Origin of the sequence: Pseudomonas sp. D(2018), from assembly GCF_005502555.1 — a bacterium.
GTDB lineage: Bacteria > Pseudomonadota > Gammaproteobacteria > Pseudomonadales > Pseudomonadaceae > Metapseudomonas > Metapseudomonas resinovorans.
In genome coordinates, this window is record NZ_SCOK01000012.1 from 92,348 (window position 1) to 115,990 (window position 23,643).

The 23,643-nt window shown below is 65.1% G+C and carries 27 protein-coding genes; 12 read left to right on the forward strand and 15 right to left on the reverse strand.

The window, feature by feature from the left end:
* Positions 1-10 precede the first annotated feature (10 nt).
* Complete coding sequence (locus FFS60_RS10585) at positions 11-475, forward strand: TIGR02444 family protein (RefSeq protein ID WP_137821951.1); 465 nt, start codon at positions 11-13, stop codon at positions 473-475.
* Here FFS60_RS10585 and FFS60_RS10590 read toward each other — a convergent pair.
* The 3 genes from FFS60_RS10590 to FFS60_RS10600 all read right to left on the reverse strand — a co-directional run bounded on the left by FFS60_RS10590 (position 472) and on the right by FFS60_RS10600 (position 3,123).
* Positions 472-1,584: an AlgP family protein gene (locus FFS60_RS10590; RefSeq protein WP_137821952.1), complete on the reverse strand. Its 1,113-nt coding sequence runs from the start codon at positions 1,582-1,584 to the stop codon at positions 472-474. The genes FFS60_RS10585 and FFS60_RS10590 overlap by 4 nt on opposite strands.
* Positions 1,585-1,836: 252 nt before the next feature.
* On the reverse strand, positions 1,837-2,307 hold the full coding sequence (locus FFS60_RS10595; protein ID WP_028626844.1) for an Rsd/AlgQ family anti-sigma factor: 471 nt from the start codon (positions 2,305-2,307) through the stop codon (positions 1,837-1,839).
* A 324-nt stretch (positions 2,308-2,631) separates the two neighbouring features.
* Positions 2,632-3,123 carry a disulfide bond formation protein B gene (locus FFS60_RS10600; RefSeq protein WP_028626845.1) on the reverse strand — a complete coding sequence of 164 codons (492 nt, stop codon included), beginning with the start codon at positions 3,121-3,123 and terminating at the stop codon, positions 2,632-2,634.
* Between the two features lie 109 nt (positions 3,124-3,232).
* Here FFS60_RS10600 and FFS60_RS10605 point away from each other — a divergent pair, with 109 nt between their 5' ends.
* Positions 3,233-4,312: a sorbosone dehydrogenase family protein gene (locus FFS60_RS10605; protein ID WP_137821953.1), complete on the forward strand. Its 1,080-nt coding sequence runs from the start codon at positions 3,233-3,235 to the stop codon at positions 4,310-4,312.
* A 52-nt stretch (positions 4,313-4,364) separates the two neighbouring features.
* Here the strand turns inward: FFS60_RS10605 and FFS60_RS10610 are convergent, their stop codons facing one another.
* From FFS60_RS10610 to FFS60_RS10635, 6 genes are all read right to left on the reverse strand, one after another.
* Positions 4,365-5,615, reverse strand: coding sequence for a heme biosynthesis HemY N-terminal domain-containing protein (locus FFS60_RS10610; protein ID WP_137821954.1), 1,251 nt, complete (start codon positions 5,613-5,615; stop codon positions 4,365-4,367).
* Positions 5,612-6,745: a uroporphyrinogen-III C-methyltransferase gene (locus FFS60_RS10615; protein ID WP_028626848.1), complete on the reverse strand. Its 1,134-nt coding sequence runs from the start codon at positions 6,743-6,745 to the stop codon at positions 5,612-5,614. Before FFS60_RS10615 ends, FFS60_RS10610 begins: the two co-directional genes overlap by 4 nt.
* Before the next feature lie 16 nt (positions 6,746-6,761).
* On the reverse strand, positions 6,762-7,532 hold the full coding sequence (locus FFS60_RS10620) for a uroporphyrinogen-III synthase (protein WP_137821955.1): 771 nt from the start codon (positions 7,530-7,532) through the stop codon (positions 6,762-6,764).
* Positions 7,529-8,467, reverse strand: a complete 939-nt coding sequence (hemC, locus tag FFS60_RS10625; RefSeq protein ID WP_137821956.1) for a hydroxymethylbilane synthase — start codon at positions 8,465-8,467, stop codon at positions 7,529-7,531. Before hemC ends, FFS60_RS10620 begins: the two co-directional genes overlap by 4 nt.
* A gap of 147 nt (positions 8,468-8,614) precedes the next feature.
* Positions 8,615-9,361, reverse strand: coding sequence for a LytTR family DNA-binding domain-containing protein (locus FFS60_RS10630; protein WP_016495333.1), 747 nt, complete (start codon positions 9,359-9,361; stop codon positions 8,615-8,617).
* Positions 9,358-10,440 carry a sensor histidine kinase gene (locus tag FFS60_RS10635; protein WP_028626851.1) on the reverse strand — a complete coding sequence of 361 codons (1,083 nt, stop codon included), beginning with the start codon at positions 10,438-10,440 and terminating at the stop codon, positions 9,358-9,360. Before FFS60_RS10635 ends, FFS60_RS10630 begins: the two co-directional genes overlap by 4 nt.
* 219 nt (positions 10,441-10,659) lie before the next feature.
* Between FFS60_RS10635 and argH the strand changes: the two genes are divergently transcribed.
* The 4 genes from argH (at position 10,660) to FFS60_RS10655 (ending at position 15,655) form a co-directional block, all read left to right on the forward strand.
* On the forward strand, positions 10,660-12,054 hold the full coding sequence (gene argH / locus FFS60_RS10640) for an argininosuccinate lyase (protein WP_028626852.1): 1,395 nt from the start codon (positions 10,660-10,662) through the stop codon (positions 12,052-12,054).
* 59 nt (positions 12,055-12,113) lie between these two features.
* Positions 12,114-12,392 (forward strand): hypothetical protein, encoded by a 279-nt coding sequence (locus FFS60_RS10645; protein ID WP_036996820.1) that lies wholly within the window; start codon positions 12,114-12,116, stop codon positions 12,390-12,392.
* A 78-nt stretch (positions 12,393-12,470) separates the two neighbouring features.
* Positions 12,471-12,713, forward strand: coding sequence for a TIGR02647 family protein (locus FFS60_RS10650; protein ID WP_028626854.1), 243 nt, complete (start codon positions 12,471-12,473; stop codon positions 12,711-12,713).
* A gap of 104 nt (positions 12,714-12,817) precedes the next feature.
* The gene (locus FFS60_RS10655; protein WP_137821957.1) at positions 12,818-15,655 is read left to right on the forward strand and encodes a class I adenylate cyclase; all 2,838 of its coding nucleotides are present in this window, start codon (positions 12,818-12,820) and stop codon (positions 15,653-15,655) included.
* A 125-nt stretch (positions 15,656-15,780) separates the two neighbouring features.
* On the opposite strand, the gene rnk is transcribed toward FFS60_RS10655, so the two are convergent.
* The 4 genes from rnk to FFS60_RS10675 form a co-directional block, all read right to left on the reverse strand.
* Positions 15,781-16,188: a nucleoside diphosphate kinase regulator gene (gene rnk / locus FFS60_RS10660; protein WP_028626856.1), complete on the reverse strand. Its 408-nt coding sequence runs from the start codon at positions 16,186-16,188 to the stop codon at positions 15,781-15,783.
* A 142-nt stretch (positions 16,189-16,330) separates the two neighbouring features.
* Positions 16,331-16,534: a DUF1289 domain-containing protein gene (locus FFS60_RS10665; RefSeq protein WP_081667900.1), complete on the reverse strand. Its 204-nt coding sequence runs from the start codon at positions 16,532-16,534 to the stop codon at positions 16,331-16,333.
* Positions 16,515-16,847 (reverse strand): iron donor protein CyaY, encoded by a 333-nt coding sequence (cyaY, locus tag FFS60_RS10670; RefSeq protein WP_028626857.1) that lies wholly within the window; start codon positions 16,845-16,847, stop codon positions 16,515-16,517. The genes FFS60_RS10665 and cyaY overlap by 20 nt, the downstream gene beginning before the upstream one ends.
* Before the next feature lie 11 nt (positions 16,848-16,858).
* Positions 16,859-17,902 (reverse strand): AraC family transcriptional regulator, encoded by a 1,044-nt coding sequence (locus FFS60_RS10675; protein WP_137821958.1) that lies wholly within the window; start codon positions 17,900-17,902, stop codon positions 16,859-16,861.
* A 140-nt stretch (positions 17,903-18,042) separates the two neighbouring features.
* Here FFS60_RS10675 and FFS60_RS10680 point away from each other — a divergent pair, with 140 nt between their 5' ends.
* The 6 genes from FFS60_RS10680 to FFS60_RS10705 are packed head-to-tail and all read left to right on the forward strand — an operon-like array spanning position 18,043 to position 22,611.
* A complete protein-coding gene (locus tag FFS60_RS10680) occupies positions 18,043-18,183 on the forward strand; it encodes a lipoprotein (protein WP_028626859.1) in 141 nt (46 codons plus the stop codon).
* A 14-nt stretch (positions 18,184-18,197) separates the two neighbouring features.
* Positions 18,198-19,445: a diaminopimelate decarboxylase gene (lysA, locus tag FFS60_RS10685; RefSeq protein WP_028626860.1), complete on the forward strand. Its 1,248-nt coding sequence runs from the start codon at positions 18,198-18,200 to the stop codon at positions 19,443-19,445.
* Between the two features lie 10 nt (positions 19,446-19,455).
* Entirely contained in the window at positions 19,456-20,286 is an 831-nt protein-coding gene (gene dapF / locus FFS60_RS10690; protein WP_028626861.1) for a diaminopimelate epimerase, read from the forward strand.
* On the forward strand, positions 20,283-20,984 hold the full coding sequence (locus FFS60_RS10695; RefSeq protein ID WP_028626862.1) for a DUF484 family protein: 702 nt from the start codon (positions 20,283-20,285) through the stop codon (positions 20,982-20,984). Before dapF ends, FFS60_RS10695 begins: the two co-directional genes overlap by 4 nt.
* A 29-nt stretch (positions 20,985-21,013) precedes the next feature.
* Positions 21,014-21,910 carry a tyrosine recombinase XerC gene (xerC, locus tag FFS60_RS10700; RefSeq protein ID WP_028626863.1) on the forward strand — a complete coding sequence of 299 codons (897 nt, stop codon included), beginning with the start codon at positions 21,014-21,016 and terminating at the stop codon, positions 21,908-21,910.
* A complete protein-coding gene (locus tag FFS60_RS10705; RefSeq protein ID WP_137821959.1) occupies positions 21,907-22,611 on the forward strand; it encodes an HAD family hydrolase in 705 nt (234 codons plus the stop codon). The genes xerC and FFS60_RS10705 overlap by 4 nt, the downstream gene beginning before the upstream one ends.
* Positions 22,612-22,723: 112 nt before the next feature.
* Here the strand turns inward: FFS60_RS10705 and sutA are convergent, their stop codons facing one another.
* Together sutA and FFS60_RS10715 are read right to left on the reverse strand one after the other, a co-directional pair.
* On the reverse strand, positions 22,724-23,038 hold the full coding sequence (gene sutA / locus FFS60_RS10710; protein ID WP_028626865.1) for a transcriptional regulator SutA: 315 nt from the start codon (positions 23,036-23,038) through the stop codon (positions 22,724-22,726).
* A 76-nt stretch (positions 23,039-23,114) separates the two neighbouring features.
* The gene (locus FFS60_RS10715) at positions 23,115-23,540 is read right to left on the reverse strand and encodes a secondary thiamine-phosphate synthase enzyme YjbQ (protein ID WP_137821960.1); all 426 of its coding nucleotides are present in this window, start codon (positions 23,538-23,540) and stop codon (positions 23,115-23,117) included.
* Positions 23,541-23,643: the final 103 nt, after the last annotated feature.

Here is a 23,643-nt window from a genome sequence, read left to right on the forward strand (position 1 = left end):
GAGGAGCGCCATGACTTCAGACCTGTGGACTTTCGCCCTTCGCCTCTACACCGAGCCCGGTGTCGAGCAGGCCTGCCTGCGTCTTCAGGAGGCTGGCGCCGACGTCTGCCTGTTGCTCACAGCCTGCTGGCTGGGACGGCGCGGCGCAACGTTCGACGCCTCACGCCTGGACGCCCTGAACAAGGTGTGCGAGCCCTGGCAGGAACAAGTGGTGAAACCCTTACGTGAACTCCGCCAGAATTGGCGGACGCAAGCGCAGGACGATCAGGCGTTGGCCGGGTTACGAGAGCAGATCAAGGCGCTTGAGATGGACGCCGAGCGCAAACTGCTGGCGCGCCTGGAAGGCGCCACCGATGGCTGGGCAGAAGGAGGGTTGGAGCAGGTTCAGCCTTGGCTTATGGGCATTTGCCCAGGGCTGGATGGAGCAGACCGCGACGCGCTCGATCTACTGCGCGTCGCGGCCCTGGCGCTTTAGTTCGACGGCGAGGTCGGGGAAGCACCGTTGCTGCTGGTCGGCGCCACGCTGGCAACCGGCGCGGCAGCCGGCACAGTCGGAGCGACCGGTGCAGCGGCAGCCGGTTTGACAGCCGGCGCTACGGCGGGGTTGGCTGCTGCGGGCTTGGCCGGAGCGGCTTTCTTCACGGCCGGTTTAGCCGCTGGCTTCTTCGCCGCGGGTTTGGCAGCGGCTGCAGGCTTGGCAGCAGTCGCAGCTGGTTTGGCGACAGGCTTGGCGGCTGCGGGTTTCGCCGCAACGGCGGGCTTCGCGGCCGGCTTGGCTGCAGTTCTAGCAGCTGGTTTCGCGGCCGGTTTAGCCGCAGCTTTAGGCGCAGGTTTGGCTGCGGCAGGCTTGGCAGCAGCGGCCTTCGCAACTGGCTTCGCAGCAGGCTTGGCTGCAGCCTTGGCAGCAGGTTTAGCTGCGGCAGGTTTGGCAGCGGCGGCCTTTGCAACCGGCTTGGCTGCAACCTTGGCAACGGGTTTGGCCGCGGGCTTGGCAGCAGGTTTCGCAGCGGCAACCTTGGTAGCCGGCTTCGCAACAGGCTTGGCAGCAGCTCTTGCAACCGGCTTCGCAGCAGCCTTAGCAACTGGTTTCGCCGCGGGCTTGGCAGCAACTGCCTTGGCAGCGGGTTTGGCCGCTGGCCTGGCAGCCGGCTTCGCGACCGCCTTGGCGGCAGCAGGCTTGGCTTCGCGGGAGGTCAGGGCCTTGGTGGCAGCCTCACGTACTTTGCCGACGCCCTGGGCGAGCTTCAGGCTTTCCTGGGAGTCGCGCTTGAGCTGGGCGATATAGGTCCGGGTTTCGGCCTGGCGATTCTTCAGGGTCTCCAGCAAGGCTTCGAGTTCGCCAATGCTGTCCTTGGCCTTGGCTTGCGCCTTGGCTTTGCCGGCCTTGGCCGCGTCTTGCAGCTTGGTGTGCGCGGTATGCAGTTTTTCCTGGGCCTTGCCGCGCTGTTTCTCCAACTTGGTCAGCAACTTTTCAGCGTCGACCGAGGCTTGGGCGCAGGCTTTTTCGAGGTGTTCGAGCAGGCTGTTGGAAAGCTGATGCAGCAGGTGCAGCGGGGTGCTTACGGGCTTCTTCTTGGCCGACATGGTATGCCTCCTGGCGGGCGTTATTTGGCCCATACTAGTCGCCTGTTTCGCGAGTCGCCAGAGGCCAAGCAATTCCGCCCGCACAGGCCTTGCGACTAGGTGTCGGTACAGGGTTCCGCTGGAGCGATCCGAACCTGGCAATGCAAGGCCGGGGAACCCTGTTCGCGCCGACAGCTGTGCAACGCCCGGAGGGCTCTGGAATAAGGCCTGCGGGGCGTACCCCGGCCCTATTCCAGCGCCAGCAGGGTGCAGTCAGGCCGGTTGCGAGGCCTGCCCCTGGTGGGCGTTGTGCAACACTTCGATCAGGCAGTCTTCCAGCTCGAAGCGTTCGTGAAGCAGCTGCCCGAGATTCGTTAACTCGGTCGTCAAGCTGAGGTCACGGCAGTCGCCGTTGTCGCAGCGGTCGTTGAAGGCCAGCGCAACTTCGGTGATGGCTTCGATGCGAGGATAGATTTGCTTGGCGAGGTCGAGGCCGCGTTGGTCGCCAAACGCTTTCGCCTCATTGAGCAGTTGCTCGTAGACCTCGAAGTGCCCTGCGGAAACATAGTCCAGCAGGACCTCACAAAACCTTTGCAGCCCTTCTGCATTGGCGCTGGGGGCCTGGGGCTTGTCGCTCAGCGAGCTGTAGACGCGAACCAACTCTTGGCGTTCCTGTAACCAGCGGTCGATCAGCTGGTGCACGCCACCCCAACGTTCCTGAGCGTTCTGGCAACTTTCGAGCATGGTGACGACCTCACTTCCCTAATTCGGTAATGCCGTTATACGTCCGCTCCGAGACGGTTTTTTGTCGACCGGTGCAAGATCCTGGGAAGACACCGCCAAAACGGCAATATTCCGGCGGCGCGTGCGGGCCAGATTATGCCCGCGGGGCAGTACCAGCAAGGCGCTGGCGGGAAAAAATTCATACGAGCGTTTAATTGGCAGGCCGCGGCTTGTCTGGCCGGAGCCTTGAGCGCTGCGCGAGGGATTGGCGCAGGGAAAGAACGCAGGAGAACAGGCGGGAACTAGCAAGCGAAGGGCGCATGACAGGTCATGCGCCCAATTCGGTCAGGCGCGGCGCAGCAGTTGGTAGAGCGAGAACAGCACGCAGCCGGCAAAGGCCAGCAGGCTCCACTCGGGGATGCTCATGCCGAACAGGGTCCAGGTCACTTCCGCGCAATCGGCAGTACCGTGGAGCATGGTTTTGAGGATATCGAGGAAGGGCCACGCCTCGATCATGTAGTCGAAGCTCGGCAGGCAGGCAGGCAATTGGTCCGCCGGCACGCTCTGCAGCCAGATCTGGCGCCCGGCAGCAGCAGCGCCGCCTGCGGAGAACAGCAACGCCAGTACGGCGTAGACGCGCTGCCCGGTGCGCTCTGGACCATGCAGTGCAGCGATCAGGCAGATGACGCCAAAGGCGATGATGAACACTCGCTGGACGATACACAGCGGGCAAGGCTCGAGACCGAGGACGTGTTCGAGATAAAGCGCACCGCCCATGACGGCGACACAGCCAAGGAAGGCGAGCAGGAAAAGCGAACGCGGGCTTGCCAGGGACATGGCGGCTCCGTTGGGTTATCGGAAAGGGCGATACGGTAGTGGAAAGCACCTTGGGCTTTCAAGGCGACCGTCTAGGCTGGTGGAGGTCGTCTATCCGGAGAACTCTGCCATGTGTCGGCTTCTGATGCTTACCTTTCTGCTGCTGCCTGGGCTGGCGATTGCTGCCCTGCCTCTGGATCGCATCAGGCTGCCCGAAGGCTTTCGCATCACGCTGTTGAGCGATCAGGTTGCCAATGCCCGGGAGATGGTCTGGGGCGAACGCGGGACTTTATTCGTCGGCAGCAATGCGGCGGGCAAGGTCTACGCACTGGAGCCCTCCAGCGGCAAGGTTCGCACCGTCGCCAGCGGCCTACAGCTGCCGGTCGGCGTAGCCTACAAGGAGGGCGACCTTTACGTCTCGGCGGTCAGCCGAATCCTGCGTCTGCGCGACATAGAGTCGCGACTGGACGCACCACCCAAGCCGGAGGTGGTCTACGCGGACCTGCCGCGAGAAACCCACCACGGCTGGAAGTTCATCGCCTTCGGCCCTGACGGCAAGCTTTACGTGCCGGTGGGCGCACCGTGCAATGTCTGCAACGAGAATCCGGACCTCTACGCCGCCATCCACCGCATGAACGCCGATGGCAGTGACATGGAGCTGGTGGCGCGCGGCGTGCGCAACACAGTGGGCTTCGACTGGCATCCGCAGACCGGTGAGCTCTGGTTCAGCGACAACGGCCGCGACCTGATGGGTGACGATGTGCCGGACTGCGAGCTGAACCGCCTGGAAAAGGCTGGCCAGCATTTCGGTTTTCCCTTCTGCCATGCCGGCGAGGTGCCTGACCCGGAATTCTCCCAGCGCCCCTGCAGCAAATTCGTCTCCCCCGTGGCCAAGCTCGGTCCTCATGTGGCGCCACTCGGCCTGCGCTTTTACACCGGCAGCCAGTTCCCGGCGGAGTACCGCAACAATCTGTTCATCGCCGAACACGGCTCCTGGAACCGCAGCGAGAAAATTGGCTACCGGATCAAGCGGGTTGAGCTTAACCCCGACGGCAGCCTGAAACGCCAGAGCGTGTTCGCCGAGGGTTGGCTGGAGGATGGGGAAGTCTGGGGCCGCCCGGCGGACGTGCTGGTTACCCCGGACGGCGCCCTGCTGGTTAGCGACGACCACGCCGGGGCGATCTATCGCATCGACTATGTGGGGAATTGAACCGAGCGAGGCGCGATGAAAAAGGCCCGGGGGGTTCCCGGGCCCTTTCGCATCAGGCGGTCTTTTCGGCCGGCAAGGGCAAGGCCGGCAGGCGCTGGTCGAGCAGGCCGAGCCCTTCCTGGAAGAGCTGGTTGCTGCGCTCCACCTCGCCCATCTGCGCCAGCAGGCGAGCCAGCTCCGCGCAGGTTTCCGGATCACGACGGAAACTCAGGCTGCTCTCGAAGTACTCCCTGGCCTTGCCCCAAAGGCGGTTGCGCAAGCACAGCCGGCCCAGGGAGAGGAGCAAGGTCCCGTCACTCGGGTGCTCCTTCAACCAGCCTTCAGCCGTCTGCAACTGACGGGCCGGATCGCGACCTCTCAGCAGGCCGTAAAGTCGCACCAGGGCATCATCGTAGCCGCGCTTGATGGCGCTGCGCACGGATTCCTCGGCCTCTTCCTCCGCTCCCAGCCGACGCAGTTGCTCGGCGAAGGCAAGCACCAGGCGGGGTTCATTGCGTTGGGAGGACGTCAGCTGCTGCCAGGCCCGGGTGAGGGGCTGCAGGGCGGTTTCGCCTTCGTTCTGCCCCTCCTCGCCAGCCTGGTGCAGGCGCGCGCTCCAGGCACGCAGCTCGAGCTCTGCCAGTTGGCTTTCCGGCAGCGCCTTCTCTTTGCGCAAGGTCGGCAGCAGGCCAACAAGGGAGGACCAGTCGCCGCGCACCTCATGCAGATGCAGCAGTTGGCGCAGCACCTGGTGATGACGCGGATGACGCTCGTAAACGGCCTTGAGGGTTTCCAGTGCGGCAACGGAGTCACCACGGTCCAGCTGCAACTCGGCATGGGCCAGGGCGATGGCCAGCTCGGCCTGGGGCTGGCGCTCCAGGGCACGCTCCAGCAGTTGCTCGGCTTCTTCGGTCTGGCCGATCTTCTGCGCGGCGCGAGCGGCGCCCAGGTAATAGATCAGCGGCTGCGAATCGCCTTCGGCGGCACGCTTGAGATGACGTAGTGCGCGCGCCCAACGGCCTTCGGCGAGATCCAGCAGGCCCTGCTCGGAAGCCAGACGCGCCCGGCGCCGAGCATTGCGGCGCGACCAGGGATTGACCACACCACCAGACACTGCCACCAGCCGCAGCAGGTATCGCAGGCCAGCGAACAGCAACCAGAGCACCGCCAGCAGCGCCAGGGTGGCCCAGAGGGTGGATTCGTAGCGGAAGCCCTTGTAGGCCACCAGCACGTAGCCTTTGTGCTGGGCCACCGCCATGCCAATGAGCGTAGCGGCAGCACCAATCACCAGGAGGATCAGCAGGACCTTGAACAGGCGCTTCATTGGCCGGCCTCCTTGGCCGGCTCGGCAGCACCCGGCTCCTCGGTTTCGGCGGAAGTAGCGCCAGGAACACGCTGCAGATAGGACTGCAACGCACTCAGCGCCGGCGCGAGATCAGGCGCCTGCACTTCCACAGGCTTGCCTGCGAGTTCGTCGAGTCGGGCCAGCAGGGCGCGACTGTCCGGGTTCTCTTCGTTGAAGTGGCCGCTGAGCACTTCACGGGCTTGGCGCAACGACTGCTGGTAGACCTGGGTCTGGCCGTGCAGCGCGCCCCATTGCGCCTGTTCCAGAGCCAGCGACAGGGCAAGCCGGACCTGCGACAGACTCTGACCTGCGAGCAGCGGCTTGATGTCCTGGCTGGCATTCAGCTGGATGCGGAAGTAGTGAGAGAGCTTTTCCAGCCACTCGGACCAGCGGCTGCGGCCATCGCCCTCGGCGGCCATGTCCAGCAGCACACCACCCTTGTCCTCGAAAGCAGGTACCAGCGGATTGAGCTGGGCTGCCTGTTCACGCAGGGCACCCAGTTGCAGGAACAGGCCGGTGCGGTCCGGCTGCGCGGTACTGCGCAGGGCGACCAGGCTTTTCGCCAGCTGCTCGCGGGCAGCATAGGCTCCGGGGTCATCCTGCTCGCGAAGGATGTCGTCGGCCGCCTGCACCAGTGCGGTGGCGCTGTAGATGTCCTGCAATGCAGACAGGCGCAGGCTGGCCAGGCGCAGCAGGTGCTCGGCCTCGGCCAGGCGCCAGTCCTTGCGGCTGGCGCCAAGGATGGTTTCCAGGCGCTGGCGCAGTTGCTGCTGGTCGCCCTGCAGGTCCACCAGCAGGCGGCGACGCTCATCCAGCTCGGCGGCGCTGGGCAGCTCTTCCAGGCGCTGGGTGAGTTGCTGATCGCGCTCGGCCAGGGCGCGGGTCTGGCCACGCGCGTCTTCGACCATGCTGAGCTGCTGTTGGTCGCGGGCTTCCAGATTTCGAACCTGCCAGATGCCCCAGCCGCCTGTGGCGATGCCGGCGGCGCCAACCAGCAGGGCGAACAGGGCCAGGCCATTGCCTCGAGGGGCAGGCGCAGCACTGCTGGGGGTGACGGGTTCGGCGGCTGCGGTGTGTTGCTCTTGTTTCGGGGCTTCTGCTTCGCTCACGTATCCATCCTTCGCATCAGTGGGCCGGCGCCGGATACTGCCTGAGCGCGGCCAACAAGGCCTCGGCACTGGCGCCACGGCAGTCCACAACATTCTTCGCGCCCGCCTCGGCAGCCTGTTCAGCCACCCGCGGGCTGGGTACGAACAAGGTCAGGCGGGCCAGCTCTGGCCAGGCGTCCCCGGCCAGACGCTGGAGGTTCTCCAGCCCCTGGCCACTGCTGACCACCAGGCCGTTCAGGCGTTCCGACTCGACACGAGACGCCAGGGTGCCGGCCGGGTAATCCGGCAGGCAGCGCCGGTAGAGTTCCAGATAGTCGACCGCGACGCCTTGGCCGCGCAAGCGCTCGGCAAGGAATTCTCGGCCACCTTCGCCGCGCATGATCAGCACCCTGGGGTCGTGCACGGACAGCGCTTCGGCCAGTTGCGGCAGCGTCAGCAAGGCCTCGCTGTCGTCACCTGCCTCCGGCCAGGCCGTAGGCAGGCCGTAGTCCTGGAGCAAGGCGCCGGTGGCTGCGCCGACGCTGAACCAGTGTTGGTCCGCCGGCGGTTGCGGCCAATAGCGGTCGAGCCGCTCGAGGCCGAGACGTGCCGCAGGCTTGCTGACCACCACCACGGCGCAATAACGGTCGAGTTCGAGGATGACGCTGCGCTGTTCGGGCGTTTCCGCGAGAGGTTCGATGGCCAGCAGCGGCAGGCTGCTGCTGAAGACCTGCTGCTCCGCCAGAGTCGCGGCCAGGGCTTCGCACTCCTCAAGGGGGCGCGTCAGCAGCAACCGCCAGCCCGTCACGGGTGACCGGCCTCGCCGTAGACGGCCTTGAGGATAGCCTCGGCGCCCAGTTCCAGCAGTTCATCGGCGACCTTCACACCCAGGGCCTCGGCATCGGCGGCACCAGCGCGGGCTTCGGCGCGCAGCAGCTGGCCGCCATCGGGCTGGCCGACCAGTCCGCGTAGCCAGAGCTGGTCGCCTTCAAGTACGGCGTAGCAGGCAATAGGCACCTGGCAGCCGCCGTTCAGGCGTTTGTTCAGGGCGCGCTCGGCGGTGACACGCAGGGCGGTGTCCTGGTGGTGCAGCGGCGCCAGCAGCGCATGGATCTCGCTGTCGGCGGTCCGGCACTCGATGCCAACGGCACCTTGGCCGCCGGCTGGCAGGCTGTCTTCGACACTGATCGAGGAACGGATGCGATCCTCGAAGCCGAGACGGATCAGGCCGGCAGCAGCGAGGATGATGGCGTCGTACTCGCCGGCATCCAGCTTGGCCAGGCGGGTGTTCACGTTGCCGCGCAGGAACTGGATCTTCAGGTCCGGCCGGCGGGCCAGCAGTTGAGCCTGGCGACGCAAGCTGGAGGTGCCGACCACACTGCCGGTAGGCAGGACGTCGAGGCTGTCGAAGCGGTTGGAGACGAAGGCGTCGCGCGGATCTTCACGCTCGCAGATGCAATAGAGGCCGAGACCTTCGGGGAAATCCATGGGGACGTCCTTCATGGAGTGCACGGCGATGTCGGCCTCGTTCTCCAGCAGGGCGGTTTCCAGTTCCTTCACGAACAGGCCCTTGCCACCGATTTTCGCCAACGGCGCGTCGAGCAGCTTGTCACCCTTGCTGACCATGGGCACCAGACTGACCTTGAGGCCAGGGTGCGCCTCCTCGAGACGGGCTTTGACGTATTCGGCCTGCCACAGGGCCAAGGCACTCTTGCGGGTGGCAATGCGGATCTCGCGAGACATTTTCACTTCCGGAAACGGTGATACCCGGAATCATAACAGGCCCGCGAACAGCCTGGGCGCGGGCGGTTGTCGCGCAGCGACACGGGTTGTCGAAGAAACGCAGCGGGCGAACGCCGGACGGCCGTCAATCTGTTCGACGGCAACCGGTCAGAGGTTGTTCATCAGTTTCCGCACACCGGCGACATGGCGGCGGCTGACGGTCAGGGCCTCCCCGTTCATCCCCTTGAGATAGAGCTGGAAATGCCCCAGAGGGGTGCGCTGCAAGCGCTCGATGCGCTCGCGCGCCACCAGGGCGTTGCGGTGAATGCGCACGAAGCGATCACCGAATTCGTCCTCCAGCGCCTTCAATGGCTCGTCGAGCAGCACTTCACCGTGTTCGTGACGGAGGGTCACGTACTTGTGGTCGGCGATGAAGAAGATCACCTGATCCAGCGGGATCAATTCGATTCCTTTCCGGGTACGGGCGCTAATGTGACTTCGGGGACCGCTCCCGCTGACCGCAGCAGGACGGGTCAGCGCAGCGAGTTGCACACGGTTTGGTCGCTCGGCCTTTTTCAACGCCTCGGCCAGCGACTCGGAGCGCACGGGTTTGACCAGGTAGCCCACGGCGCTGACCTGGAAAGCCTCCAGGGCGAACTCGTCATGTGCCGTGCAGAAGATCACCGCTGGCGGTGCCTCCTTCTCACAGAGCCTGGCGGCCACTTGCAACCCGTCCAGGCCGGGCATGCGAATGTCGAGCAGAACGACATCCGGCTTGAGGCTGTCGATCAAGGTAAGTGCCTCCTCGCCATTGCTGGCGGCAGGCTCCAGTACACGGTACCCCTCGAGGTCGCCGACCAGACGGCTGAGGCGCTCGCGGGCAAGGGGTTCATCGTCGACGATCAGGACATTCATATCGCACGGGCTTCCTGCGTGAGTCTCGCACAAGGATAGCGTAGACAGGTGAAGTGGCGGCCGTCACGGCGCTCCACGCTGAGACTTGCCCGCGGCCCGAAAAGTGCCGTCAGGCGGGCGTCGATATTGCGCAGAGCCTGCTGGGTACCACGCGATGGCAACTGCCCCTGGACCTCTTCGTAAGGGTTGCTCACGCAGAGGCGGAACATACCGTCGCGATAATCCGCTTCGATCCGTACCAGCCCCCCTTCGATGCGCGGCTGGATGCCATGAATCAGGGCGTTCTCCAGCAAGGGCTGCAGCGTCAACTGAGGGATGGGTAGATCGTCCGGTACTTCATTCACCTGCCAATCCAACTGTAGCCGTTCTCCGAGACGATATTGCTCGATCGAGAGATATCGTTTCGCCAACTCCAGCTCCTCGCCCCAATCAACCAGGGTGCCGGGCTTGGCCAGACTGGCACGGAATATGTCGGAGAGGTCGAGCACAGCCTGCTCGGCCTTGTCCGGGTCGATCACCACCAGGCTGGCGATGCTGTTCAGGCTGTTGAACAGGAAGTGCGGCCGGATGCGGGCCTGCAGGGACTCGATACGCGCCTTGAGTTCCGCCTGTTGCTGCTTGCGCCACTGGCTCTGAAGGTAGAAATAGCGCAGCAGCAACGCCGACATGATCAGGCTGATCAGCCCGTGACGCAGGTAGAGGTTGACCTCGCCATCGCGCGGCAGCGGCCCGCCGAGATCGAAGTAGTCGGCCACCGCGGTGCCGGCCAGGGTCAGGCCCACCACCAAGGCGCAACAGAGGCCACCGGCCAGCGCCGCGCGCAAACGCGCCAGCAGCGGCCGCAGCTGGCACAGCAGCGCCGCGGAGAGCAGGACGATCCATTGCACGAAGAGCGAGGTCAGGGCCAGGCGCACCCAGTTGAAGCTGGGCAGCATGGGCTCGGCCAGCACCAGCACCAGCACCAGAAGTTCCGCCAGCAGTACCAGCCCGAGCAATGCTTCGGGCAGGCACAGCTCCGGCAGAAAGAAATCGTCGTTGGCGGTTCTGGAACGCGCTTTCTTTTTCAGGCGCTTCGGCATCCCGGACATATCCCCAATGGCCCGGCAGGCGACAAATCGGGGTCGCCGGGCAAAAGCCTGTACTGAACCATCAAATCCACGGCACGTCCGTGAAAGGCTCCGGCAAACTGCCCAGTCCCCGACCGGACAGGCCGCGCCGGTTTTTTCGGCAACACTGTTATTATCGACGGTATTTTCCGGCCCATCGGCTTTCTTTCACCATCCTCACCGAGTGAACCCATGAGCACCGACAAGACCAACCAGTCCTGGGGTGGCCGCTTCAGCGAGCCCGTCGACGCCTTCGTCGCCCGTTTCACCGCGTCCGTAGACTTCGACAAGCGCCTGTACCGCCACGACATCATGGGTTCCATCGCCCATGCCACCATGCTGGCACAGGTCGGCGTACTCAGCGAGACAGAGCGCGACACCATCATCGACGGCCTGAAGCAGATCCAGGGCGAAATCGAAGCCGGCAGCTTCGACTGGCGCGTGGACCTGGAAGACGTGCACATGAACATCGAAGCGCGCCTGACCGACCGCATCGGCATCACCGGCAAGAAGTTGCACACCGGCCGTTCGCGCAACGACCAGGTCGCCACCGACATCCGCCTGTGGCTGCGCGACGAGATCGACATCATCCTCGGCGAAATCACCCGCCTGCAGCAGGGCCTGCTCGGTCTGGCCGAAGCGGAAGCCGACACCATCATGCCGGGCTTCACCCATCTGCAGACCGCCCAGCCGGTGACCTTCGGCCACCACCTGCTGGCCTGGTTCGAGATGCTCAGCCGCGACCATGAGCGCCTGGTGGACTGCCGCAAGCGGGTCAACCGCATGCCGCTCGGTTCCGCCGCCCTGGCCGGTACCACCTACCCGATCCAGCGCGAAATCACCTGCCAGTTGCTCGGCTTCGACGCCGTTGGCGGCAACTCCCTGGACGGCGTGTCCGACCGCGACTTCGCCATCGAATTCTGCGCCGCGGCGTCCCTGGCGATGATGCACCTGTCGCGCTTCTCCGAAGAGCTGGTGCTCTGGACCAGCGCCCAGTTCCAGTTCATCGACCTGCCCGACCGCTTCTGCACCGGCTCCTCGATCATGCCGCAGAAGAAGAACCCCGACGTGCCGGAGCTGGTGCGTGGTAAATCCGGCCGGGTATTCGGCGCCCTCACCGGCCTGCTGACCCTGATGAAAGGCCAGCCGCTGGCCTACAACAAGGACAACCAGGAAGACAAGGAACCGCTGTTCGATGCCGCCGACACGCTGCGCGACAGCCTGCGCGCCTTCGCCGACATGGTTCCGGCGATCAAGCCCAAGCGCGAGATCATGCGTGAAGCGGCCCGCCGCGGCTTCTCCACCGCCACAGACCTCGCCGACTACCTGGTGCGCAAGGGCCTGCCCTTCCGCGACTGCCACGAAATCGTCGGCCACGCGGTGAAGTACGGCGTGGACAGCGGCAAGGACCTGGCCGAGATGAGCCTCGAAGAGCTGCGCAGGTTCAGCGACCAGATCGGCGACGACGTCTTCGCCGTGCTGACCCTGGAAGGCTCGGTCAACGCCCGTGACCACATCGGCGGCACTGCACCGAACCAGGTACGCGCCGCCGTTGTGCGCGGCAAAGCCCTGCTCGCCGCCCGCTGACCCTCTTGCCGGGTGGCGCCCCATGCGCCGCCCGGTTGTCTCGATGACAGGAAATCGCAATGACCGACGACATTGATGACGGCGAAGAAGCCTTCGCCGAAGCCACGCTGACCCAGGCCATCGAGAACCAGATCGAGGCCGGCGAACCGCCCGCCGCCCGCGCCACCTTCAACAAGCTCAGCCTGGTGGGCTACGAGCGCGAGGAGATTCTCCAGTTGATGGCGCTGGTCCTGGCCCACGAGATCGATGCCATGCTCGCGGCCGACCGCGCCTTCGACACCGAATGGTACGAAAAGGCCTTGCGGGCACTGCCGGACCTGCCTGAAGATCAGGCCTGACCTCTCTACACTCCATAGACTCCAGATTCCGGCCGGCCATTGCCGGCCTCCGCGGTACAACAAGAACTAGGAGCGATCATGGTCTTCACCCCCGAACTCATTGCCGAATTCGAACTGCTGGCCCTGTTCAACCTGGATAACACCCAGGAAGGCCTGAAAGTCCACAACAATGCCAACCCCAAGGCCCAGGCCGCAGTGATGCGATTGCACCAGAAGGGCCTGATCACCCAGCCCGACGGCGGCTACCTGACCAGCCTCGGCCTGGATGCTGCCGAACACGTCCAGTCCCTGCGCACCATTCTCCAGCCCCAGCCCGCCTGAAGCCGCTGCCGCTCAAGTCGGCAACATAACGGGCGATACAATGCGGACGCCTGCCGGCAGTGAAGGCTGACGGCAGGCTGCCAGCATCGGGACATGAGCAGAGCATGACGCGCACCCAGGAAATCCGCCCGGACATCGACGACGGCATCGACCGCAAGGTCCTCGCGCAACTGCGCGCCCGCTTCCTCAAGGTCAACAATGGCCGCCTGGATCGCGCCATGCAGGCGCTGTCCACGCGCCAGCAACTGGTCCTGAAGCTGTTGCCACTGCTGTTCCACGTCAACCACCCGCTGCTGCCCGGCTACGTCTCCGGCACCACGCCGGCCGGGGTCGCCGCCTACGAGCCCGATGACGACCTGCTGGCCGAAGTCCAGCGGCTCACCCGCTCCTTCGCCTACAAGCCGCGCCGCGCCCCGCAGCCAACGCCGATCCACGGCCTGTTCCTGATGGGCAGCCTGGGGACCATCGCCCAGGCCGAACAGAGCGACATGGACATCTGGGTCTGCCACGCGCCGGACATGGATGCCGCCGCCACCGCCGAACTGCAACGCAAGTGCAGCGCCCTGGAGGAATGGGCGGCCAGCCAGGGTGCCGAAGCCCACTTCTTTCTCATCGACCCGGCCCGCTTCACCCAGGGCGATCGCGAGGCACGACTGACCTCCGACGACTGCGGCACCACCCAGCACTACTTGCTGCTCGACGAGTTCTATCGCACCGCCATCTGGCTCGCCGGGCGCACCCCGCTCTGGTGGCTGGTGCCGGTGTACGAAGAGGCTCGCTACACCGAGTACACCGAGACCCTGCTGTCCAAGCGTTTCATCCGCGCCGAAGAAGTTCTCGACCTTGGGCACCTGGCGCACATTCCGCCCGGCGAGTTCATCGGCGCCAGCATGTGGCAGCTGTTCAAGGGCATCGAATCACCCTACAAGTCGGTGCTCAAGTTGCTGCTCACCGAGGTCTACGCCAGCGAGCATCCGCAGGTGGCCTGCCTGTCCCTGCGTTTCAAGGAAGCGGTCTATGCCAACCGCCTGGACCTGGACGAGCTGGACCCCTACATGGTGGTCTACCGCCGCCTGGAGGAGTACCTGCGCGGGCGCAACGAAACCGAGCGCCTCGAGCTGATCCGCCGCTGCCTTTACCTGAAGGTGAACAAAAAACTCAGCCGGCCACCACGCAACCGCAACAAGAGCTGGCAGCGCCTGCTGCTGGAGCGCCTGACCGCCGAATGGCACTGGCAGCAACGCCAGTTGGCGATGCTCGACAGCCGCAGCCAGTGGAAAGTACGCCAGGTGCTGGCCGAGCGCCGCGCCCTGGTCAATGAGCTGACCTACAGCTACCGCTTCCTCTCCCAGTTCGCCCGCAGCGAACAGGCCAGTGGCACGCTCAGCAGTCGCGACCTGGGGGTACTCGGTCGGCGACTCTACGCTGCCTTCGAGCGCAAGGCGGGCAAGGTGGAATTCATCAACCCCGGGATCGCCCCGGACATCGCCGAAGACACCCTCACCCTGGTGCAGTGCACCAGCCCGGATGCCGAGGGCGAAACCCAGTGGGCGCTATTTTCCGGCAGCCTGAATGCCCTGGAATGGCAGGACTTCGCGCCGCTGAAACGCAGCCGCGAACTGATGCCGCTCCTCGCCTGGTGTCATCGCAACGGTGTGATCGACACCAGTACCCGCGTTTCCCTGCACCCGGGGAGCAGCGATCTGACCGAGTACGAACTGTCCAACCTGCTGACCAGTCTGCAGCAGGCGTTCCCCCAGCCTCTGGGACAGGTGGACGACAGCGCCTTGTTACGGGCCGGCGCGCCGACCGAGGTGCTGTTGCTGGTGAATATCGGCGTCGACCCCCTGAAACAGCACAGCCAGAAGAACCTCCACCTGACCACCGAGCGCACTGATGCCCTGGGCTATTCCGGGGCGCGCGAAAACCTGGTGTTGACCATCGATCAAGTGACCTTGAACAGCTGGAACGAGATGCTGGTCAACCGCTTCGAGGGTCCAGACGCCCTGCTCGCTTGCCTGCGCGACTACCTCAACAGTCTGCCCAGCAGCAGCGCACGCCCCGGCCTGCGGGTACGCTGTTTCTGCCGCAACCGGGCCCAGGCCATCGGCCAGCGGGTACAAGAACTGTTCGACGACGCCCAGGCGTTGCTCGGCGCAGCCGGAGTGCCGCGCTTCCTGCTGCAAATCCAGCAGCGCTTCCACGTACTGCAACTGGAGCCAGGCCAGGTGAGTCACGCCAGCCTGGTCGACCTGCCGGGGCTGGTGGAGCACCTGGGGCGCGACCTTCCGGGCTTCAGCCCTCTGCAACTGGATCGCCACGCCCTGGAAGATCAGGATCTCGCGGTGATCCTGCCCATCGGCCGACCGGAATGCATCCAGGTGTTCTACCGCCGGGAGGGCGACAGTGCCGAGATCAGCCTGCTGGACGAGCACAACGCTCTCTGGCGCCAACGCCTGCCCTTCCGTGACGAGCAGAGCCTGCTGACGCCACTGCACCGCTTCCTGCAGTCGCTGCTCTACCGACGCAATGCCTTGTTGCCACTGGACAGTCCGCACGCTGCGCTGGTGCCGGAAATCCTTTATTACGAAGTGGTTCGCCAAGGCCGCCACCTGGAACGACGCCCGGTGCCCTCAGCGGCGGTCAGCCACCCCTTCTACGACGTGCAGGCCATCGTCGAGCCGGCTGAACAGGGCCTGGTGCATGTGACCCTGTACTGCAACCACCGCGAATTCTCAGAACTGGAGTACGGCACCGGCCTTTTCGCCGCCGTAGCCCGACACATCCTCGCCCAGCGCCGTACGCCTGAGCGCTACCCGTGCTACATCACCGACCTCGACCTGTCGCGGGTGCCTGGCAAGGGTCAGGCGCAGACCGTCCACTACCTGCGCTACAAGGTGGAGTTGGAAGAACGGTTGAACCGGGCGCTGCGCGACGGTTGAATCGCGGCCCCTTCTCTCTAAGGGCGAATTCATTCGCCAAGGGCGGCAAAGCCGCCCCAATCGAATCAAAAGAAGCGAACCGTCGGTCCGCCTGGCGATTGAAATCGCCCCTACGGCTGGAAGGATCAGCGGCTGTACTCGCCGGCCGCTTCGGGCTGGTACTCGACTTCCAGCAAGGTCAGCTTGAGGGTCTTGCCGCCGGGCACCGGCCAATCGATGTGCTGACCGACGGACAAGCCGAGCAGCGCACTGCCCACCGGGGCGAGGATGGAGACCTTGCCTTCGCCACCCACGTCTTCCGGGTAGACCAGCGTCAGGTGATAGTCCTTGCCACTGCTTTCCTCGCGGCAATGCACGCGGGAGTTCATGGTGACGACGCCCGGCGGAACTTCCTCATGGCCAACCACCTGAGCGCGAGCCAACTCGCGCTCCAGCGCCTCGGCGGCGGGGCCGAACTCCTCCAGGCTGTCGAGCAGGCGCTCCAGGCGTTGCAGGTCGAGACGGGTAATGGTGATGGGCGGGTGGGTGTTCATGGCGAACGCGCGACTCCTTATGCAGGTAGCGAAAAAAGCGAAACCCCGCCCGAAGGCGGGGTTTCAGATTCTGTCTAACCGGACGACTTGCCCGGAAGCCCGACAGTACGTCAGGGCACCCGCGATTGGCAAGACCGGCCGGTCAGCCGCGCATCGGTCGCCGTCTCAGTTCGGCGGCGGCACAGATTTCGCGGCGACGCGGGTCGCCGGCCTGGTTCCACTCGCAGATTTCCGCAAGGGTTCGGCCGCAGCCTACACAGACGTCCGTATCGTCCAGACAGCAGCGTCGGATGCACGGCGACGGATGGCGAGCCAGGGGCGCGCGGTCAGAGTTCGTCGAACTCAAGGTCTTCACCCGCCTGTTCGCGGGTTACGCGGCTGAGCAGCTCGCCCAGCGGTTCGTCGCTGCTGTCGCAGATCCAGCGACCGCTGGCCTGGTCGTAGTCAAAGTGGAAGCCCCCCGAACGTGCTGCCACCCAGAGTTGGCGTAGAGGCTCCTGGCGGCTGAGGATCACCTGGCTGCCGTTCTCGAAGCGCACGGTGAGCACACCCGCGCTGTTTTCCAGGTCCAGGTCCAGGTCGCTGTCATCGAATGCGTCTTCCACGCGCTCCTGGGCTTCATCGACCAGGTCGTGGAATTGGGCTTCGCTCAAACTCATCAGGGATTACCTCAGGGCATAGGGGATGAAGGGCGACGGTACTCGCCGAGACTCTGCCCGGTCCAGCGGCGGAAGGCGCGCCCCAGGGAGCCGGGTTCACTGAAACCGACCAGAAAGGCAATGTCGGCCAGCTCCAGCGTCGGATCGCGCAGATAGTGCAGCACCAGCTGCTGGCGCGTCTCGTCCACCAGTTGGCTAAAGGATAACCCGGCCTCGCGCAGGCGGCGCTGCAGGGTACGCGGACTCAGCGTCAGCGCGTCAGCCAGGCGTTCCAGATCCGGCCCGGCGGCAGACAGCTGGGCGGCCAGCATCTCGCGGGCGCGGTCCAGCACGCTATGGCCCTGGCGCAGTTCACCGAGAAGGCGCTCGGCATAGCCATCGAATAGTCGGCGCACCTCGGCGTCGGCCTGGCCAAGCGGCGTGGCCAGCAGGCGCTTGGGAAAGACCAGGGCATTGTCCGTCTGACCGAAGCGTATCGGGCAGCGGAAGATCCGCTGGTGCTCCGAGATGTCCACCGGCGCCTGATGCTGGAAGCGCACCTCGGTGGGTGGGATATCCAGTCCGGTGATCCAGCGCCCGAAGGTCACCCAGCCGGCAAGGGTCTCTTCGGCCAGCAGCGCACGCTGCTGCGGCAGGATGGACTCCCAACTGTGCGCCACCTGGGGCTCCAGGCCCTCACGGGGTGGCTCGTCGGCCAGCTCGACCCGCCCCAGGTTGCCCACCAGGGCGGCGTAGCGCGCCTGGCGGTGCAGGGCGTCGGCCAGCGTGGCGCAACTCATCAGCAGGAAGCCCAGTACACCGTAGTGGCCGGGGCGCACAGCCTCGCCCAGATGCAGCCCAAGGTGCGGATCGCCGGACAGCCGTGCCGCATGTCCGAGCAGCTCGAGGTAGGCGCTGGCGGCAATGCGCTGGTCACGTTGGGCGAGGATCGCGGGCGTCAGCTGGACATGGCCAAGCAGGTCGACAGGGGCCACGCCGAGCGGCTCGAGCCGCGCCATCAGGCCCTGTAAATAGGCAACCGAGACAGAGCCGGCAAGGGATGCGGCGTTATCCATGGGATCTCCTTTTTCCAGCCGCCAATGCTAGCCCTGCACAGGCCCGCAGGCCACGCCGGACGGGTTTTCCGGCGAATAGGCAAGGCGTCGGGGGGTCGGTATACTCCGGAACAATTCACGTTTTCTGCAAGGATTCCGTCATGAAGCGACTCCACGCCCCCTTCGTCGCCCTGCTCGCTGCTGCCTGCCTGCTGGCTGGCTGCGGCCAGAAAGGCCCGCTCTACATGCCTGACGACGAAAAAGCAGCGAAAGAACACCAGAAAGACGTGTACATCCGCTGATCGGGGGAGCAGTCATGGACGCTTTCACGTACCGCGACGGCGAGCTGTTCGCGGAAGGCGTAGCGCTGTCCGACATCGCCGCTCGCTTCGGCACGCCCACCTATGTCTATTCCCGCGCCGCCATCGAAGCCGGCTATATGGCCTATGCCGATGCGCTGGCCGGGACGCCGGGCATGGTGTGCTATGCAGTCAAGGCCAACTCCAACCTCGGCGTGTTGAACCTGCTGGCGCGCCTCGGCGCGGGCTTCGACATCGTTTCCAGCGGTGAGTTGGAGCGTGTTCTGGCCGCCGGCGGCGCACCTGGACGCATTGTCTTCTCCGGCGTAGGCAAGAGCCGTGACGACATGCGCCGCGCCCTGGAGGCCGGCGTGTACTGCTTCAACGTCGAGTCGCGCAACGAGCTGGAACGCCTGCAGAACGTGGCCGCCACCATGGAGGTGAAGGCTCCGGTATCGCTGCGGGTCAACCCCGACGTGGACGCCGGCACCCACCCGTACATCGCCACGGGCCTGAAGGAAAACAAGTTCGGCATTTCCATCGAAGAAGCCGAAGCCGTCTATACCCAGGCCGCCAGCCTGCCGAACCTCGATGTGATCGGCGTCGACTGCCATATCGGCTCCCAGCTCACCAGCCTGGAACCCTTCCTCGACGCCCTCGACCGCCTGCTGACACTGATCGACCGCCTCAGCGCGCGTGGCATCAACATTCGTCACCTGGACCTCGGCGGCGGCCTCGGCGTGCGCTACCGCGATGAGCAGCCGCCGCAGCCCGGCGACTACATCCAGGCCGTGCGCCAGCGCCTGCAGGGCCGCAACCTGGAACTGCTGTTCGAACCCGGTCGCTCCATCGTCGCCAACGCCGGCGTGCTGCTGACCCAGGTCGAATACCTCAAGCACACTGAACACAAGGATTTCGCCGTGATCGACGCGGCCATGAACGACCTGATCCGCCCGGCGCTCTACGAGGCCTGGATGGACGTGGTACCGGTGCAGCCCCATGCCGGCATCGAGCGCACCTACGACCTGGTCGGTCCGATCTGCGAAACGGGCGATTTTCTCGCCCGCGAGCGCAATCTGGTGCTGGCCGAGGGCGATCTGCTGGCGATACGCTCCGCCGGCGCCTACGGTTTCGTGATGAGTTCCAACTACAACACCCGCGGCCGCGCCGCCGAGGTGCTGGTGGACAGTGAGCAAGCCTTCGAGGTGCGCCGCCGCGAGACAATCGAAGACCTCTACGCCGGCGAAAGCCTGCTGCCGCAGTGAGGGCGCATCCATGTTATTGCGCTTCACCAAGATGCACGGCCTCGGCAACGACTTCATGGTCCTCGACCTGGTCAGCCAGCACGCCCATATCCAGCCCAAGCACGCCAAACAGTGGGGCGACCGCCACACCGGCATCGGTTTCGACCAGTTGCTGATCGTCGAAGCCCCGACCAACCCGGATGTTGACTTCCGCTACCGCATCTTCAATTCCGACGGTTCGGAAGTGGAACAGTGCGGCAATGGCGCGCGCTGCTTCGCCCGCTTCGTCATCGACAAGCGCCTGACGGTGAAGAAGCGTATTCGCGTCGAGACCAAGAGCGGCATCATCGAACTGGATGTGCGCCCCGATGGCCAGGTCACCGTGGACATGGGTCCGCCGCGCCTGGTCCCGCAACAGATTCCCTTCGTGGCCGACGCCGAAGCCCTGAGCTACCCGGTCGAGGTGGACGGCCAGACGGTCGAACTGGCAGCCATTTCCATGGGCAACCCCCACGCGGTGCTGCGCGTCGATGATGTCGCCAGTGCACCCGTACACAGCCTGGGGCCGAAGCTGGAACACCACCCGCGCTTCCCGCAGCGGGTGAATGTGGGCTTCCTGCAGATCGTCGATCGCAAGCAAGCGAAGCTGCGCGTCTGGGAGCGCGGCGCCGGGGAAACCCTGGCCTGCGGAACCGGTGCTTGCGCCGCCGCAGTGGCCGCGATCCGCCAGGGCTGGATGGACTCACCGGTGCAACTCGAACTGCCGGGCGGCCGACTCTCTATCGAGTGGGCCGGCCCGGGGCATCCCGTTATGATGACCGGACCCGCCGTCCGCGTATTCGAAGGACAGGTTCGCCTATGACCGACCAGCATCAGGACCCGCCACAACACCTCGACTCCGAGACGGTGGCGGCCTACCTGCGCCTCCATCCGGAGTTCTTCGTCCAGCATGAAGAGCTGATTCCTGAAATGCGCATCCCGCACCAGCCGGGTGACGCTGTGTCCCTGGTGGAACGCCAGGTGAAGCTATTGCGCGAGAGAAACATCGAGATGCGCCATCGCCTGGCGCAATTGATGGATGTCGCGCGGGAGAACGACCGGCTCTTCGACAAGACCCGCCGCCTGGTGCTCGACCTGCTCGATGCCTCCAGCCTGGAAGAAGTGGTGGGCGCCGTGGAAGACAGCCTGCGGCACGAGTTCCAGGTGCCCTTCGTCAGCCTCATCCTGTTCAGCGAGAGCACCCTGCCGGTAGGTCGGAGCGTTACCGTTGCTGAAGCGCACCAGAGCATCGGTGGACTGCTGGCCGGCGGCAAGACCATCTGCGGCGTACTGCGCGGCCATGAGCTGGAGTTCCTGTTCGGCGCCGAGGAGCGCGACCAGGTCGGCTCCGCTGCCGTGGTCAGCCTGACCTACCAGGGCCTGCACGGCGTACTCGCCATTGGCAGCCCGGACCCGCAGCACTACAAGAGCTCCCTTGGCACCCTGTTCCTCGGCTATATCGCCGAAGTCCTGGCCCGGGTGCTGCCACGCTTCGCCACACCCCTGCGTTCGGTGAGATAGCCCGTCACCACGCACGCCAAGGAAGTCCCATGCAAGCCGACCTGGATGCCTACCTGAATCACCTGCGCAGCGAGCGCCAGGTTTCAGCTCACACCCTGGACGGCTACCACCGCGACCTGCTCAAGGTACGTGCGCTCTGCGAGAAATTCGGCATTGCCGACTGGCAGGGCCTGGACGTCCGCAGCCTGCGCAGCTTTATCGCCCGATTGCACCAGGACGGCCTGTCCAGTCGCAGCCTGGCGCGTCTGCTCTCGGCCGTGCGCGGCCTCTACCAATACCTGATCCGCGAAGGTCGCTGCCGTCACGACCCGGCCAATGGTCTTGCCGCCCCCAAGGGCGCTCGCCGCCTGCCCCGCGCGCTCGACGCCGACCGCGCCCAGCAACTGCTGGACGGTGCCGTTGAGGACGACTTCATCGCCCGCCGCGACCAGGCCATGCTGGAGCTTTTCTACTCGTCCGGTCTGCGCCTGTCCGAACTGGTGGGCCTGGACCTCGACGGCCTCGATTTGTCCGCCGGACTCGTGCGGGTACGCGGCAAAGGCAACAAGACTCGCGAGCTGCCGGTGGGCAGCAAGGCCCGCGAAGCGCTGGACGAGTGGCTGCCGCTGCGCGCCACGACCAATCCGGGGGATCGCGCAGTGTTCATCAGCCGGCAGGGCCGCCGGCTCTCCGCACGCGCCGTCCAGTTGCGGGTGCGCCAGGCCGGCGTGCGTGAACTGGGCCAGCATTTACACCCGCACATGCTGCGGCATTCCTTCGCCAGTCATATGCTGGAGTCATCCCAGGACCTTCGGGCGGTACAGGAGCTGCTCGGCCACGCCGACATTTCCACCACCCAGATCTACACCCACCTGGACTTCCAGCACCTGGCCTCGGTCTACGATCAGGCCCACCCGAGGGCAAAGCGACGGGGAGCGGACGAATGAGTATTCAGCTGATCACTTTCGACCTGGACGACACCCTGTGGGACAACCGGCCGGTCATCGAGGGCGCGGAATCCGCCATGCGCGACTGGCTGATGGAACACACTCCGGCCCTGGGCACCTTGCCCGTGGAACACCTCTGGGTCATTCGCGGCGAGATCCTGGCTGCAGAACCGAGCCTCAAGCACCGTCTCAGCGAACTGCGCCGCCGCACCCTGCGCCGCGCGCTGGAAGGCGTTGGCTACTCAGCCGAAGATGCCATCGACCTGGCCGAAGGCGCCTTCCAGGCCATGCTCCACGCTCGCCACCGCATTACCTTCTTCCCCGACACCGTACCCACCCTGGAACGCCTGGCCATCCGCTACAACCTGGGCGTGATCACCAACGGCAACGCCGACGTGCGCCGCCTGGGCCTGGCCGATTACTTCAAGTTCGCCCTCTGTGCAGAGGAGCTGGGCATTGGCAAGCCCGATCCGGTGCCCTTCCTCGAAGCGCTCAAGCGTGGCGGTGTCAGCGCGCGGGAAGCCGTACATATCGGCGACCACCCGGCCGACGATATCGAAGGCGCCCGCCGCGCCGGCCTGCGCGCCATCTGGTTCAACCCGTTGGGCAAGGAATGGAGCGGCGAACAACTGCCGGATGCGGAGATCACCAGCCTGCGGGAGTTGCCTGAGGTACTGGCGCGCTGGGCGAAGTGGCACTAGAGAGCCCGCACTTTCGCAGATAAGGTCGCCTGCACACCGATTACGGCGCTTTCTTCCCCTGCACGCATGAAAAAGCCCGCGCAATGGCGGGCTCTTTCGACGGGTGCCGGCCTCAGATGGGGCGGCTGCCGTACTTGCTGTCCGGCTTCTTCGGTGGGTCGGCAACCACATTGGGTTCGACCTCTTGCACCTTGCCACCGCGGGCCAGGAATTCTTCCATGGCCCTGGCCAGGGCATCACGTTCTTTCTGCTTGGCTTCGATGCTGGGCATCTCTTCGACTTCGACCGCGGCCTTGGCCTTCTTCCCAGTGGGGGCAGGGGCCTCGCCATCGTCGTCGCTTTCGCCATCATCGGCTGCAGCCAGCTCTTCGCCGTCTTCCTCGTCGGCCGCTTCCAGCTCGTCTTGTTCCAGTTCTTCGTCGCTCATGTTCTACCTCATGCCTTGCCAAAGCAGGTTAGTTATAGCCCAGCTACGCCAGCTTACTAACGCGGCTGGAAAAAAATCAGGGAGCCTCGCCGTGCAAGGTCGCCAACAGTCGGCGAGCACCGCCCTGGTCGCGGTGCTCACCCAGGTAGACACCTTGCCAGGTGCCCATTGCCAACTGCCCGTCTCGGAGCGGCAGACTCAGTTGGCAGCCGAGCAGGCTGCCCTTGAAGTGCGCGGGCAGATCGTCCGGTCCTTCATAGTCATGTTCATAGCCGCTTTCACCCTGGGGCACCAGGCGATTGAAGAATCGCTCGAAATCTCGCCGCACAGCGGGATCGGCATTCTCGTTCACCGTCAGGGAAGCCGACGTATGTTGCAGCCAGAGGTGCAACAGACCGACGCGATAGCGCCGCAGTTCCGGCAATGCGGCCAGGATTTCCTCGGTCACCAGGTGGAAGCCACGCGGCTTCGGGCGCAAGGTAATCAGGGTCTGCTGCCACATCCGCAAATACCTGTCTCGGCTTGTACGGCCGGCATTCTAGCGCGGCCGCTGAAAAAGCAAAGGGCGCCTTGCGGCGCCCTTTTAGGCATTTCTGCCGACTTCC

Bases quoted from the DNA above. Each gene is read 5' to 3' on its own strand.
- FFS60_RS10585 (WP_137821951.1), top strand. From the start codon at position 11: ATGACTTCAGACCTGTGGACTTTCGCCCTTCGCCTCTACACCGAGCCC.
- FFS60_RS10590 (WP_137821952.1), bottom strand. From the start codon at position 1,584: ATGTCGGCCAAGAAGAAGCCCGTAAGCACCCCGCTGCACCTGCTGCAT.
- FFS60_RS10595 (WP_028626844.1), bottom strand. From the start codon at position 2,307: ATGCTCGAAAGTTGCCAGAACGCTCAGGAACGTTGGGGTGGCGTGCAC.
- FFS60_RS10600 (WP_028626845.1), bottom strand. From the start codon at position 3,123: ATGTCCCTGGCAAGCCCGCGTTCGCTTTTCCTGCTCGCCTTCCTTGGC.
- FFS60_RS10605 (WP_137821953.1), top strand. From the start codon at position 3,233: ATGTGTCGGCTTCTGATGCTTACCTTTCTGCTGCTGCCTGGGCTGGCG.
- FFS60_RS10610 (WP_137821954.1), bottom strand. From the start codon at position 5,615: ATGAAGCGCCTGTTCAAGGTCCTGCTGATCCTCCTGGTGATTGGTGCT.
- hemC (WP_137821956.1), bottom strand. From the start codon at position 8,467: ATGTCTCGCGAGATCCGCATTGCCACCCGCAAGAGTGCCTTGGCCCTG.
- FFS60_RS10630 (WP_016495333.1), bottom strand. From the start codon at position 9,361: ATGAATGTCCTGATCGTCGACGATGAACCCCTTGCCCGCGAGCGCCTC.
- FFS60_RS10635 (WP_028626851.1), bottom strand. From the start codon at position 10,440: ATGCCGAAGCGCCTGAAAAAGAAAGCGCGTTCCAGAACCGCCAACGAC.
- argH (WP_028626852.1), top strand. From the start codon at position 10,660: ATGAGCACCGACAAGACCAACCAGTCCTGGGGTGGCCGCTTCAGCGAG.
- FFS60_RS10645 (WP_036996820.1), top strand. From the start codon at position 12,114: ATGACCGACGACATTGATGACGGCGAAGAAGCCTTCGCCGAAGCCACG.
- FFS60_RS10650 (WP_028626854.1), top strand. From the start codon at position 12,471: ATGGTCTTCACCCCCGAACTCATTGCCGAATTCGAACTGCTGGCCCTG.
- FFS60_RS10655 (WP_137821957.1), top strand. From the start codon at position 12,818: ATGACGCGCACCCAGGAAATCCGCCCGGACATCGACGACGGCATCGAC.
- rnk (WP_028626856.1), bottom strand. From the start codon at position 16,188: ATGAACACCCACCCGCCCATCACCATTACCCGTCTCGACCTGCAACGC.
- cyaY (WP_028626857.1), bottom strand. From the start codon at position 16,847: ATGAGTTTGAGCGAAGCCCAATTCCACGACCTGGTCGATGAAGCCCAG.
- FFS60_RS10675 (WP_137821958.1), bottom strand. From the start codon at position 17,902: ATGGATAACGCCGCATCCCTTGCCGGCTCTGTCTCGGTTGCCTATTTA.
- FFS60_RS10680 (WP_028626859.1), top strand. From the start codon at position 18,043: ATGAAGCGACTCCACGCCCCCTTCGTCGCCCTGCTCGCTGCTGCCTGC.
- lysA (WP_028626860.1), top strand. From the start codon at position 18,198: ATGGACGCTTTCACGTACCGCGACGGCGAGCTGTTCGCGGAAGGCGTA.
- dapF (WP_028626861.1), top strand. From the start codon at position 19,456: ATGTTATTGCGCTTCACCAAGATGCACGGCCTCGGCAACGACTTCATG.
- FFS60_RS10695 (WP_028626862.1), top strand. From the start codon at position 20,283: ATGACCGACCAGCATCAGGACCCGCCACAACACCTCGACTCCGAGACG.
- xerC (WP_028626863.1), top strand. From the start codon at position 21,014: ATGCAAGCCGACCTGGATGCCTACCTGAATCACCTGCGCAGCGAGCGC.
- FFS60_RS10705 (WP_137821959.1), top strand. From the start codon at position 21,907: ATGAGTATTCAGCTGATCACTTTCGACCTGGACGACACCCTGTGGGAC.
- sutA (WP_028626865.1), bottom strand. From the start codon at position 23,038: ATGAGCGACGAAGAACTGGAACAAGACGAGCTGGAAGCGGCCGACGAG.
- FFS60_RS10715 (WP_137821960.1), bottom strand. From the start codon at position 23,540: ATGTGGCAGCAGACCCTGATTACCTTGCGCCCGAAGCCGCGTGGCTTC.